Annotated in this window: 9 protein-coding genes and 1 pseudogene; 7 read left to right on the forward strand and 3 right to left on the reverse strand. The window is 46.5% G+C overall.

Features of this window, described 5'->3' with window-relative positions; genetic code table 11:
* Nucleotides 1-233: helix-turn-helix domain-containing protein (locus tag BVJ53_RS15370; protein ID WP_158280584.1), on the reverse strand; the 233-nt coding region annotated here is incomplete at its 3' end.
* A gap of 289 nt (nucleotides 234-522) precedes the next feature.
* Here BVJ53_RS15370 and BVJ53_RS13270 point away from each other — a divergent pair.
* Nucleotides 523-1,134 carry a sugar transferase gene (locus BVJ53_RS13270; RefSeq protein ID WP_263932698.1) on the forward strand — a complete coding sequence of 204 codons (612 nt, stop codon included), beginning with the start codon at nucleotides 523-525 and terminating at the stop codon, nucleotides 1,132-1,134.
* Nucleotides 1,135-1,232: 98 nt separating this feature from the next.
* On the opposite strand, the gene BVJ53_RS13275 is transcribed toward BVJ53_RS13270, so the two are convergent.
* Complete coding sequence (locus BVJ53_RS13275) at nucleotides 1,233-2,126, reverse strand: LCP family protein (RefSeq protein WP_129302820.1); 894 nt, start codon at nucleotides 2,124-2,126, stop codon at nucleotides 1,233-1,235.
* A 158-nt stretch (nucleotides 2,127-2,284) separates the two neighbouring features.
* Here BVJ53_RS13275 and BVJ53_RS13280 point away from each other — a divergent pair, with 158 nt between their 5' ends.
* From BVJ53_RS13280 to BVJ53_RS15375, 6 genes and pseudogenes are all read left to right on the forward strand, one after another.
* The gene (locus tag BVJ53_RS13280; protein WP_129302842.1) at nucleotides 2,285-3,049 is read left to right on the forward strand and encodes a tyrosine-protein phosphatase; all 765 of its coding nucleotides are present in this window, start codon (nucleotides 2,285-2,287) and stop codon (nucleotides 3,047-3,049) included.
* Between the two features lie 308 nt (nucleotides 3,050-3,357).
* Nucleotides 3,358-5,511 (forward strand): AAA family ATPase, encoded by a 2,154-nt coding sequence (locus BVJ53_RS13285; RefSeq protein ID WP_129302821.1) that lies wholly within the window; start codon nucleotides 3,358-3,360, stop codon nucleotides 5,509-5,511.
* 688 nt (nucleotides 5,512-6,199) lie between these two features.
* Nucleotides 6,200-6,601 carry a Spx/MgsR family RNA polymerase-binding regulatory protein gene (locus BVJ53_RS13290; protein WP_129302822.1) on the forward strand — a complete coding sequence of 134 codons (402 nt, stop codon included), beginning with the start codon at nucleotides 6,200-6,202 and terminating at the stop codon, nucleotides 6,599-6,601.
* A gap of 316 nt (nucleotides 6,602-6,917) precedes the next feature.
* A complete protein-coding gene (locus BVJ53_RS13295) occupies nucleotides 6,918-8,849 on the forward strand; it encodes a fructose-1,6-bisphosphatase (RefSeq protein WP_129302823.1) in 1,932 nt (643 codons plus the stop codon).
* Nucleotides 8,850-8,983: 134 nt separating this feature from the next.
* The gene (locus tag BVJ53_RS13300) at nucleotides 8,984-9,814 is read left to right on the forward strand and encodes a YitT family protein (RefSeq protein ID WP_129302824.1); all 831 of its coding nucleotides are present in this window, start codon (nucleotides 8,984-8,986) and stop codon (nucleotides 9,812-9,814) included.
* Between the two features lie 974 nt (nucleotides 9,815-10,788).
* Nucleotides 10,789-11,574, forward strand: a pseudogene (locus tag BVJ53_RS15375) (sortase domain-containing protein); the annotation flags it as partial.
* Between the two features lie 205 nt (nucleotides 11,575-11,779).
* Here the strand turns inward: BVJ53_RS15375 and BVJ53_RS13310 are convergent.
* On the reverse strand, nucleotides 11,780-12,811 hold the full coding sequence (locus tag BVJ53_RS13310; RefSeq protein WP_129302825.1) for a branched-chain amino acid aminotransferase: 1,032 nt from the start codon (nucleotides 12,809-12,811) through the stop codon (nucleotides 11,780-11,782).
* Nucleotides 12,812-13,127 lie beyond the last annotated feature (316 nt).

The raw sequence follows: 13,127 nt of genomic DNA on the forward strand, positions 1-13,127 counted from the left end.
TAGAATCTGTGCGGTATCAGCGTAATGGCTTCGTAAGACAAGTAGTTTGACCTCAGCTGACGGGTCTTACCGCGATTGAGTTCCCGACTGATAGTGCTCGGCGCCCGATGGAGACGAGCAGCAATCTTTCTAATGGAGAAGCCTTTCGTGTGATGAAGCCCCTCAATAACGCCGCGGTCTTCAGCGGTGAGTTGAGTGTAATGTCGAGTGCTGTTAAACTTGTCTTGGGTCATGAAGATATCACCTTTCCTGTAGTTTTAGACGCTTCAAGGATAGGTCTTCATGGCCTGTTTTGTTAAACCAATCTAATTGGATTGGTCTACTTCAACCGGTGTTGCACTTCGATTTTAAATCCGGCGACAAAAATTATAACTTGCGATTTGATATATAATGTTATAATCTAATGCAGACCAAATCTTTTGGGGGATTTTCGTTTACACTATTGTATATGTGGAGGGGTAAATATTGGAAACGACAACTGAACGTCGACAACAGCAATCAGAACCTGTCGATCTTGGAAGCATGACGCGAACATATATTCACGGTAAACGATGGTTTGATATTATCGCGAGCTCAACTGCGCTTGTCTTGCTTAGTGGTGTGTTTCTTGTTATCGCCATCTTAATTAAGCTGGATGATCCGCATGGCAAAGTCTTTTATTCACAAACACGAATTGGCAAAGACGGTAAACAATTTCAGATGTGGAAGTTTCGATCGATGATTGCCAATGCTGACAAGATGGTTGAGAAGTTGGTCGACAAAAACGACGTCTCAGGTGCAATGTTTAAGATTAAAAGCGATCCACGTGTTACCCGAGTCGGTCGTATCTTACGCAAGTACAGTCTTGATGAGTTACCACAATTTTACAATGTCTTACGAGGTGATATGAGTCTGGTTGGTCCCCGTCCACCTCTGCCTCGTGAAGTAGCCAAGTATACAAGCTATGATCGCCAACGCCTCTTGGTTATTCCCGGTGTGACAGGTCTCTGGCAGGTTTCCGGGAGAAGTGATCTTAGCTTCGAGGAAATGGTCGAGTTGGATTTATATTACATTAAGCATGCTTGCTTTTCGGAAGATCTAAAAATTTTACTTAAAACCGTATCAGTTGTCATTCACCCTAACGGCGCTTATTAAGGAAGTTGCGATGTTCCATGATGGGTGTTAAACATAAAGAATCCAGCCGGACCGCGTTTGTAACAAGGCGGTCCGGCTGGATTCTTTATTAATATTCGTTATTTCGCGTTTAAAGCATTCTGAATCACATCATGCCCACGGGCTAGCTCAGCATCAGACATCACTTCATAATCCTGACCATCAATGTTCTGACCAGTACCATGCAGCTGGTCGCTCTTAATGGTATTACCGGCGTCGCGATAGGCCGTAGCCAAGTTCTTAACAGATCCAAGGGAAACATCGGTGCGGACATTTTTGCCGACAGCATTTAGGAATTTAGAACTAAGGACAGTCGTCGGATTTTTCTTCACCTTATCGATGACTGAGGTCAGAATCAGCTGTTGACGCATTTGCCGACCATAGTCGCCTCGCGGGTCGTCATAGCGCATCCGGGAGAACTTAAGCGCATCGCTGCCTGAGAGGTTGTAGGATTGGCCCTTGACGAAGGACTTGCCTTCGTAGTCGAAGCTTAGCGGTGAGGTGACGGTAACGCCGCCAACAGCATTTACCATCTGTTCTAGGCCCTTCATGTTGACAAGTAGGTAGCCGTCCAGTTTTATGTTAAGGAGCTTCTCAACGGCTTCCATGGCGGTGTCAGAGGAACCGTACGAGTAGGCAGCGTTGATTTTAATGGTCACGTCGTCGAAATTGACTTTGGTGTCACGTGGTACCGAGAGCATGGTGGTCGTTTTGGACTTGGGGTTTAGGACTATCACAATCATAGTATCTGTACGTCCTTTGTAGGAACGATCAAGTTCACCGGTGTCGGTACCAAGCAGTAAGTATGCAACGGGTTTTCCGCTGGTGGTTTTGTCATCGGAAGATTTGTTTGTCTTCTTATTATAAGAATAAATTTGCGATGTTGAGTTGTGAACCATGTAGTACACGAAGCCACCAAACCCTAGAGCGGCAACGAGTACGACGAGTAGAACACGTATCAGGATTTTTTTCATTGTTGAACCTCATTTCCTCCGTAATCTTTGCATATTATACCGCAAAGTCTGCAATCACGCTGATCTATTACGAATCGTTAAGAAACTGTTACAAAAAACGATTTGACGTTGGCAGCGCTTCATTGGATACTAGATAGTATTGGAAGGGGAAGTGAATGATGATTGACGTGCATTGCCATATGTTACCAGGGATTGATGATGGTTCCAAAGATCTAACGACTTCATTGGAGTTAGCAGAGGCAGCGGTGGCTGACGGAATTACGCATGCTTTAATGACACCACACCATATGAACGGGCGGTATACGAATCATGCGGCGGATGTGATTCGGTTGACTGATGAGTTTCAGGATGTGCTGGAGCAGCGGCATATTCCATTGACCGTTTTTCCGTGTCAAGAAGTCCGAATTAATGGCGATTTATTAGAAGCAATTGACCACCACGACATTTTGACTTGTGACGTGACCGGCCACTATGTCTTGATTGAATTTCCGTCTGATGATGTACCGCTTTATACACAAAATATGTTGTTTGAAGTGATGCAACGCGGGATGGTGCCCGTGATTGTGCATCCGGAACGCAATACTCGGCTGATGAAGCATCCGGGTTTACTGTATCAGATGATTGAACGGGGGGCATTTGCGCAGGTGACTGCTAGCAGTTATGTCGGCACGTTCGGCAAAAAGGTTCAGCAATTTTCAGAAGATATTATTGATGCCGGGTTGGCGCATGTTTTTGCCTCCGACGCCCACCATTTACCTGGTCGTAGTTATGAGATGTCAGCAGCTTTCAAGCGTCTGGAGCGTAAACGTGGCGAAAAGAGGGCTAAAATCTTTGAAGACAACGCACGGGCGCTGGTCAATGGTGATCCATTGGTACGTTTTAATGAACGTAAAGTTGAAAAGCGGTTGTTGTCACGGTATTGATGTTTTAAGCCGCCAGCATAAAAAATATTTCTGAAATAATTAGCACTCCGCTTGTCAGAGTGCTAATTTCGTGCTATAATACATTATGTAAACAAGGAAAAGGCGCCACGGCATCAGTGCCATCAAGTGAATAAGTTCGACACGAAAGTACTGCCAGTGCGTCTGGGAGTACTTTTTTGTAGGGCGTGAACCAGCCCGGTCTCTGGGCTGGTGAGCGCGTTTCAAAGAAGTATCAAGCTTCTCCGCACAGAAACGTACCAGATCAAGCACCTTTTCCCCGCACATTCCCAACAAGGAGGAATTCAGCTATGGCAAACTTTAACGATCCGTTTTTCAATAATCATGATATGGACGATATTTTTAATCAGATGCTTCAAGGTATGGGTAAAGGCGAGTCAGCCCGGTATGTGGTCAACGGCCATGAAATGACGCCTGATGAATTTGCCCAGTATCGTGCGACTGGCCAGTTGCCGAAGCAGGGCGATGAGATTCCGGTTGCGACGACTGGTGAACAGGCAGTTAAGAAGGGCGGCATTCTCGAAAAGCTTGGCCGGAACCTGACGCAGGAAGCCAAGGATGGTTTGCTTGATCCGGTGATTGGCCGTGACCACGAAATTCAGGAAACCGCTGAGATTCTGAGCCGGCGCACGAAGAATAATCCAATTCTGGTCGGTGACGCTGGTGTCGGCAAGACGGCGGTTGTCGAAGGCTTGGCGCAGGCGATTGTGAAGGGTAACGTGCCTGAAGCGATCAAGGACAAGCAGATTTGGTCGATTGATCTGTCGAACCTGGAAGCCGGCACACAATACCGTGGCAGCTTTGAAGAGAAGATTCAGAATCTGATCAAAGAAGTGAAAGCTGCCGGCAATGTTATTCTGTTCTTTGATGAAATCCATCAAATTCTGGGTGCCGGCGCAACTGGCGGCGAAGAATCCGGTGGCAAAGGGCTTGCCGACATTATTAAGCCAGCGTTGTCTCGTGGTGAGATTACCGTGATTGGCGCTACCACCCAGGACGAGTATCGCAATACCATCATGAAGGATAGTGCCTTGGCACGCCGGTTCAATGATGTCACCATTAACGAGCCAAGCGCTGCGGACACGGTCAAGATTCTGGAAGGCGTCAAGAAGCTTTATGAACAACACCATCACGTTCAGTTGCCGGAAAATGTTTTGAAGGCAGCGGTGGATTACAGTATTCAGTACATTCCACAGCGTTCTTTGCCTGACAAAGCGATTGACCTGATCGATATGACCGCGGCACATCTGGCAAGCAAGCATCCGATTGTCGATAAAGTTGAACTGGAAAAGCAAATCAAGGATCTGAACACCCAAAAGGATGCGGCGGCAAAGGCTGAGGACTTTGAAAAAGCTGCCAGCCTCAAGAAAGAGATTGCCGACAAGCAACATCAGCTTGAAGGAACAAACGACGAGAAGCCTGTTGTAGCCACTCCAAACGATGTCGCTGCAGCGGTGGAGCGTTTGACTGGCATTCCGGTATCGAAGCTTGGTGCGTCCGACATTGAACGTCTTAAGGGCATTGGCAAGCGCTTGAAGGGCAAGGTCATTGGCCAAGATGAAGCTGTTGATATGGTGGCTCGGGCTATTCGTCGGAATCGCGCTGGTTTTGATGAAGGCAATCGGCCAATTGGCAGTTTCCTGTTCGTTGGACCAACCGGCGTCGGGAAGACTGAATTAGCCAAGCAGTTGGCGATGGATCTCTTCGGCAGCAAAGATGCGATTATCCGCTTAGATATGTCTGAGTACAGTGATCGCACCGCGGTATCCAAGTTGATTGGTACCAGTGCTGGATATGTTGGGTACAATGACAACAAGAACACGCTGACTGAGCAAGTACGACGGAATCCATATTCGATCGTTCTGCTCGATGAAATTGAAAAGGCTGATCCGCAAGTCTTGACGTTGTTGCTACAAGTCTTAGATGATGGTCGGCTTACCGATGGCCAAGGCAATGTCGTGGACTTCAAGAACACCGTGATTATTGCCACTTCCAATGCTGGCTTTGGCAACGAAACCTTAACTGGCAAGAAGGAAAAAGACGAAAACTTAATGAAACGGTTGGCGCCATACTTCCGTCCTGAATTCCTCAACCGGTTTAACGGGATTGTTGAATTCAGTCACTTAACCAAGAAAGACTTAGGTAAGATTGTTGACCTGATGCTTGAAGACGTCAACAAGACACTCGCAAAGAAAGGCATTACGTTAACAGTCACCGATGCCGCTAAAGATTGGTTGATTGCCCAAGGTTATGATGAAGCGATGGGAGCACGGCCATTACGCCGAGTTATCGAGCGCAATATTCGTGACAAGGTAACTGACTTCTATCTGGATCATCTTAAGGCCAAGAAGTTGCAAGCGGATTTGGTAGACGACACCATCGTCATCAGAGAAGCCCAACCGTCCAGTGGCAAGCCTAATAAAGAAGCCGTCAGCGCAAAATAATCGTGTTGACCAAAAGCAAATCATTTAAAACCGTCCTACTGAGTGAGAAGGACGGTCATGACCGTTAAGTGTGTTCACACTTGACGGCTTTTTTTGGTCTCAAAAAAGTTGTATAATAAATTTTAAAATAAATTGTGCACGTCCTTTCTTGGGCAAAAGTCTTGGCTACTGTCTTAATGAGGCCGTGCAAAAGCCTTGTGCACAAGACTTTTAAGGGACTGATAGTTGACAAAAATATTTAAATGTTAGTAATCGCAAATTATTTTTTTAAAAATTGTTATTGAAAGCGATATAAGCTTGTGCTAAATTTAATGTAAGCCAACCGGTGATATTAAACTGAAATATCAGATTTCATGCTAAAAATTCACAATTAAATTGATTCTTTGCTCAGACGCTGTCGTTGTTATTTAATTATTGTAGGTCAAGGCTTTGACTTCAACCGTTCATTTTTTAACGACTGGATTTATATCGATCAGTATCTCTAAACGGTTAAAACCCCGGTCACGCAGCATGAGAGTTGTCTTTATTGTCATAAGTGTCTGGATATGTTAAATTATTATTAGGATAATAAAATGGTGTCGTTAGTAAATCACTATGGGACTTGTGAACGCTGTTAGCATTGAACAGGTGGGTGGTATTGGCAGAGAAACAATAAGTATATATTATTGTTTCGTTGAGGGGTGATTGAATGATTAAGTTGTATACATCAGGTTCGTCAAAATCAAGTCGCGAAGCTAGAGCGTGGTTAGAGACTAACGGATTGCCGTTTGAGGAAATTTCGTTGTCGAAACAGGGCATTAGCAAAGCACAGATTTTGGAACTGTTGGCTCGATCGGAAGATGGCATCGATAGTTTAGTCTCGCGGCGTTCAAAGGCGTTTCAGGCCCTTGATGTTGATTTTGATGCATTGTCATTGAAAGAAGCGGTAGACTTATTATCGAAACAACCAGCTATTCTTCGGCGGCCAATCCTCGTGGACGATCGGCGCTTATTATTTGGGTTTAACCAGGATTCAGTTCGCGTCTTCCTACCGCGGGAAGTTCGTCGGCAAAAGTTGTGGACGGCGTTGCTGAATACTTCGAGTGTGTGAAGGGTTCGACACCGGCAATTGATAGGTTGATCCATTAAAAGCCTCATCTGTGGCAGATGGGGCTTTTTGAGTGCAATACTGAAAGTAGCAGACAGTCGAACTGGGAATCGGTGGTATAGTTTTTGGCTTACCTTAAACAGCTGGCCTTTCAAAAAGTTCGATTAAATAGCTGCAATGATGTCCTGCTGACTGATGCCAGATTCACTGTTTCATGCTGAACTTTCTTCAAAAGGAGGTGGAACCGTATACAAAATCCTGAAATATGCTATCATATTGCCATGAGCCAAAATTGGTCTATGTGAAAGGAAGCTATTTCATGGATTTGTACAGTGAGCTGACGGCAAAATATCAAACGATTCCAGCCATTGCAACCGAGATTATCAATCTAGAGGCGATTTTGAACCTACCCAAGCCAACAGAAGCTTTCATGAGCGACATTCACGGGGAATATAATGCGTTTCAGCATGTTTTGCGCAACGGCAGTGGTAATGTCAAAAGCAAGATTCGCTCTTGCTTTCGTGATGAAATGACTGAGAAGACGCTGCAGCGCTTTGCTTTTTTGGTGTATTACCCGTCTGAGCGGTTGGCTGCCATTCATCAAGAGATGGATGGCGACGATCTGCAACAGTGGTATCTGACCACTTTTCGACGCTTGATTCGGTTATTGGCCTTTACGGCGACAAAGTATACGCGTTCGAAGGTTCGGAAGGCGATGGCGCCAGAGTTTGTTTATATTACCGAAGAGTTGCTGTATAACGACGCAGGAACGCAGGATAAGTTAGCCTATTACTGGCAGATTATTCATAACCTGATTGTTTTGGAGCAGGCTGATGAATGGATTGAGGCGACCTGCCGAACGATTCAGCGGCTGACCGTTGACCATTTTCATATCGTCGGCGATATTTATGATCGGGGACCAGCACCAGATCAGGTTGTTGAAAGTTTGATTCGGCGCGATCAACGACATTCCGTGGATATTCAATGGGGTAATCACGATATTTTATGGATCGGCGGTGCTGCAGGCTCGGCGTTGTGTATTGCTAATCTTGTGCGCATTTCGGCGCGGTATAACAATCTGAGCATTCTGGAAGATGTCTATGGGATCAATTTGCGGCACCTGGCGCGTTTGGCTGAGCAATATTATCAAGATAACCCAGCATTTTCACCGAAGTTGGGACGGTCGGATCGCCCGATTACGGAAGCGGAGCGCCTGCAGATTACCCAAATTCATCAAGCCATTGCCATGATTCAGTTTAAGCTTGAAGGTCCGACAATTAAACGGCGGCCCGAGTTTGAGATGGACCACCGCCTACTGTTGGACAAACTCGCACCGGATTTTGCAACGATCGAACTTAATGGGCACACTTACCCGATTGAAAATGGCTGCTTCACCACGGTTGATCCGGCTGATCCTTATCGCCTATTGCCAGAGGAAAAGGAAGTCATTGATTCGCTGGTGGAGTCGTTTACGCATTCCGAAAAGCTGCATCGCCACATGGATTTCCTGATTAATCGCGGCAGCATGTATTTACGCTACAATCGCAATCTCCTGTTGCATGGGTGCGTACCCGTGGACGAAGATGGTAATTTTATCGGCTTGACCATTAATGGCACCACTTATGCCGGCCGCCAATTGTTTGACATGCTGGAAGCAAATTTGCGCCTAGCATACAGTCAACCGAATGAAAAGGCTGATTTAGCGACCGATTTGCTATGGTATTTGTGGACCGGACCGAATTCACCGCTTTTTGGCAAGCACGACATGACAACGTTTGAGCGGTATTTTATTAAGGATCCCGCGACCCATGTTGAAGGCCGCAATCCTTATTATCACTTGCGCAAGGATCCGGACTTTATTAAGAAAATTTTGAAGGAATTCGTCCTCGATCCGGAAGTCGGGCACGTGATTAATGGCCATACACCGGTGAAAAAAGGCACTGATCCGATTATGGCGAATAACAAAATGATTGTCATTGATGGCGGTTTCTCCAAGCCTTACCAAAATACGACCGGAATCGGCGGCTATACTTTGCTGGACAATTCATACGGGATGCAATTGGTGACCCACCAGCCGTTTACAACGAAGGCAGATGCCATTACCAATCTGACCGATATTATTTCCACACGGCGGGTTGTTGAAACCGAAGCGCGCCGTCGCACTGTGGCAGAAACCGATATTGGAACCGCACTTCAAGCAGAAGTCGAAGTTTTAAAACGGCGGTTAGTAGAACTACGAAATGGGGATTAAATAAATCTCGTTGACCGGCTCAGAAATCGCACAGGCTAGCACGCTTAACAATCGCGTTTGTCAACAAGTTACTTTTCCCGTATATTATTAATATGATAAGAAACGACTGAAAAGCAAATGGAAAGGGTGGCTTGATGCAAAAAACGATGCGGCATCCTGTGTTGAAATGGTTGTGGATCATGTTTGCGCTTGCGCTGATTGCGGTGAGCATCAATATGTTTTATGCGCCGCACGCGGTCGCAGCAGGCGGAGCAACCGGTATTGCCATTCTGGTGCAGGAGGTGGCCGGTATTCAGGTGGGGATCACCACCATGGCTGTCAATTTGTGTATGTTGGTGTTAGCGTGGATCTTCCTTGATCGCAACACCCTCAAGCGAATTCTATTTGGCAGTTTTATGTTGCCGTTGCTGCTGTGGCTTACGCCGGAGATCAACTTGGTGACCGATCGCTTACTGGCCATCATTGTCGGCAGTGTTGTTTTCGCGTTCGGCGTCGGGTTGCTTTACCAAATGGATGCTTCAAGCGGCGGAACCACAGTGCCACCGTTGATTTTTAAAAAATACTTCGGCCTAAAACCGTCGTTGACGTTGTTATTTACCGATATTGTGGTGTCATTGTTTAACATCCCGGTTTCCGGCGTTGAAGCGTTTATCTTGGCAGTATTTGCCCTGACCATTACGAGTCTCGTCATGAACTATGTCGAGACCGGTTTTGATCGTAAAAAGGTGGTCTATGTCATGAGCGACCAACTGCCGCTGATCAAACAGCAGATTCGGGATGAAACATCCCATGGTCTAACCGTGCAACAAGTTGTCGGCGGCTTTTCCGATGAGACTAAGGAAATGCTGATGGTGGTGGTCGAGCAAAGCAACTTTAGGCAACTGATTGAATTGGTTCATGCAGTTGATCCTAGTGCATTTATTTTGACCGTTGCTGCCACCGAAGTACACGGCGGCAGTATCTGAGCAAGCGGCTTATACGCACAATATCAACGCGAATGGAACTCCCGGAGACAGACTCACTTGGCCTCGGGGAGTTTTTTCGTGGATAAATCACGACGACTTTTGTCTGTATCAAGCACACACCTGTACATGAAGAACAACGGTCATTAGTCAATGCCCATAACCAATTTTTGAAAATTTTTCTTTTATAATATGGTGTAATAAAGTGTAAATGGCTTAATGGCGAGTATTATTTTGATTATAAATAACAAAATCACTTTCAAAAGGTAAACAGATTTGTTTACGCACGATATTAATTTGTGCATAATCTAAAACAAGAGATGGCCATCTCTAAAAAAGAATTTATGTGGTAAGTCAGTTTCACAATATGGACTGGGGGAGTCTATATGTTACGCAAGAGTTTGTTTACTTTCGCTCTTGTGGCAGGCGGACTAGTGGCAACATCAGCTGTCGGCTATCACATGCAGCATCAAGATGTGGCCGGATCGCGTATCACAACAAGGGAGAAAGCTAATGTTGTAAGTGCTTCAAGCGATTTGCTCAGTGCAAAGCTGGCAGGATTGTCTGTTGGACAGTCAGATACGCTGGCTCACGGAGCAAGTGGTTCGGGTGTTACAACGAGTCAAACGGCGTCTCAGACACAAATTAAGACGACACCGCAATATCATGTATCCTTTGTTAAAAACGCACCGGTAAGTTCACTCAAATATTTTGGTTTACAGGTTTCAAATTCAGCGGCGGAAAAAACCGAGGCTAAGACAACAGCAGTTAAAACAGCTGCTGTTACTGCCAAAGCAAGTACAACAACCGTCACTGGCAAGGCAACGGCATCGATCGTAGCTGTCGTTAAAACCGCGACTGTCAAACAAACAGCTGCTTCAGCGACCAAGCAGCCTGCTGCAACTTCAACGCAGGTTTCAAGTGCGCCTGCAGCTCCAGCCAAGGAAAGTACCTCGGCACCGGCCGCAAGTACGACAACAACTGCTACGAAAGCTCCAGCAACGGCCGCAAAAGTATCAACGCCAACCGCAACAAGCTCATCGATAAAGGTTGATTTGCTCAACAGCACAGCGGCATTACAACCGGCTAATCAATCCGTTGCCCATCCAAGCTGGTCGGTCGCTTCAGGCGTCGTTGCTAGCCAACCAGCCGCATCAACAGCGGTTAAGGCCTCGACACCAGCACCGGCAGCTTCGACGGCTCCAGTTGCTTCTACACCAACGCCAATCGCTAAACCAGCTGCCACGCCATCGGCAACGCAAGCCTCCGCACCGGCACCGGTTCAACAGGCAAAACCAGCACCAGCACCTACACCCGTCGTTACACCGGCGCAACCAGTTAAACCGCAAGTTCAGCCCGCACCAACTTATGCGAGTCGGGTCTTGATGTTTGCTGGGGTCACCGTACCGTATATCATTGGTAACGAGAGCATGGATGCTGCACCGGCCAATGGCGCTGCTACTTGGGGCGGTCAAGCTAACTACAGCAATAACAGCGGCGAAAATACGCACTTTATCGGTCATAACCCAGGAGCGTTTGCCGCCATGCTGTCATTAGGCATCGGTTCGCCAATCACTGTGACGGATGCAGCCGGCCAAGCCCGCACGTATCACGTTTATCGCTTAGCAACTGTTAATCCGAACGCCGTCACCGCTGATGGTCAGGATTTGTGGAATGACATCACCGGTACAGGCGGTGGCCAACGCATCACCTTACAAACATGTGTCGGTGACTACTGGCGCTTGATTGCTTTTGCCCGTTAATCAAAAAGGCAAAGCATCAGCACAACATCACAAGGTGGAAAAGTTATTTTAAGCTTTCATCAGCAGAAAGATCGCGATACTCATGAATTGAAAAAGCAGTCGTCAAGTCAGAAACTTGACGGCTGCTTTTATTTTGGTGAGCGTGATCTGGCGCGGTTAGGAGCCGGAGAACGCGTTATGGTGAATCTACAATTCCCAAACTCAGCTAATTAACCGGCACATCCACAATCCAGCCTTCCGGAGCCGGGACATCCCCAAACTGTATGCCAGTTAGCTCATCATAAATTTTCTTGGTGTAAGGGCCGACTTCAGTTTCGGAATAAAAGACATGCTCATGACCATGATACGTGATGCTGGCAATCGGTGTAATGACTGCAGCAGTGCCACACGCCCCGGCTTCACCAAATTGATCTAAGTCCGTAATGGCGATCTTGGTTTCCTCGGTTTTCATGCCAAATCGGTCATGCGCCAGTGTCAAAATGGAATACTTCGTGATACTTGGCAGGATTGAAGGAGATTTCGGCGTTTTCAAGGTTTTGCCATCTTTTGAAATGCCAAAAAAGTTAGCCGAACCGACTTCTTCGATATACTTATGCTCAATTGGATCCAGATAGATTGCGTCGCCATAGCCGTGTTCATGCGCAAACTTGCCGGCTTGTAAAGAGGCAGCATAGTTACCGCCGACCTTAGCCTGACCAGTGCCATAATGGGCAGCGCGATCGTGTTGATCAGCCACAATAAACTTGGTTGGCACCATGCCGCCTTTAAAGTAAGGGCCTACTGGCATGGCAAAAACATCAAAAATGTATTCTTTTGCTGGTGCGACGCCGATATTGGGACCAACCCCAATGAGCATTGGCCGCAAGTAAAGCGTGGCGCCGGTCCCATATGGCGGAACGTACTCATGATTAGCAGCCACAACCTGTTTGACCGCGTTCACGAACCGGTCTTCGGGGAAAGGTGGCATCAACAATTTTTCTGCCGAGTTATGTAACCGATGGGCATTTTGATCCGGCCGGAAAAGTTGGATTTTTCCGGACTTGGTACGGTAAGCTTTGAGCCCTTCAAAGGCGCCTTGACCATAATGCAGAATCGGGGAACCTTCGTTCAAAGTTAAATTCGGATCCGTTGACAAGGTGCCTTCATCCCAAGCACCGTCTTTCCAGTGCGCAACGTACCGATAAGGCAATTGCATGTAATCAAATCCTAGGTTGTTCCAATCAATATCGACGCTCATCGTCATCCCTCCAGTGGTTGGGTGCTTTACTAAGGCATTAAATTGGGTCGATGTGGCTAACATTGCGATTCCATTAAATAATATAGCTTCTATCTTAGATGATTCTCACAAATAACTCAACCAAAAAAATTGTAATTACTGTTAATATCTCCCGTAAGCGGTTACAATTAGACGCGTAAGGGGATTATATTCCCTTTGGCCGGTGCTAATCGTTTTATTTATAAAAGTGTTTAGGTGAGCGTTTCTTGAGCCTTTTGATGTTCTTGCTGTTACACTTGGGGCGATAGGGAATATTCGCGATACGTGATGTAGGTGA

The sequence above is a fragment of the Lacticaseibacillus chiayiensis genome, from assembly GCF_004123795.1.
Lineage (GTDB): Bacteria > Bacillota > Bacilli > Lactobacillales > Lactobacillaceae > Lacticaseibacillus > Lacticaseibacillus chiayiensis.

Bases quoted from the DNA above. Each gene is read 5' to 3' on its own strand.
- BVJ53_RS13270 (WP_263932698.1), top strand. From the start codon at position 523: ATGACGCGAACATATATTCACGGTAAACGATGGTTTGATATTATCGCG.
- BVJ53_RS13275 (WP_129302820.1), bottom strand. From the start codon at position 2,126: ATGAAAAAAATCCTGATACGTGTTCTACTCGTCGTACTCGTTGCCGCT.
- BVJ53_RS13280 (WP_129302842.1), top strand. From the start codon at position 2,285: ATGATTGACGTGCATTGCCATATGTTACCAGGGATTGATGATGGTTCC.
- BVJ53_RS13285 (WP_129302821.1), top strand. From the start codon at position 3,358: ATGGCAAACTTTAACGATCCGTTTTTCAATAATCATGATATGGACGAT.
- BVJ53_RS13290 (WP_129302822.1), top strand. From the start codon at position 6,200: ATGATTAAGTTGTATACATCAGGTTCGTCAAAATCAAGTCGCGAAGCT.
- BVJ53_RS13295 (WP_129302823.1), top strand. From the start codon at position 6,918: ATGGATTTGTACAGTGAGCTGACGGCAAAATATCAAACGATTCCAGCC.
- BVJ53_RS13300 (WP_129302824.1), top strand. From the start codon at position 8,984: ATGCAAAAAACGATGCGGCATCCTGTGTTGAAATGGTTGTGGATCATG.
- BVJ53_RS13310 (WP_129302825.1), bottom strand. From the start codon at position 12,811: ATGAGCGTCGATATTGATTGGAACAACCTAGGATTTGATTACATGCAA.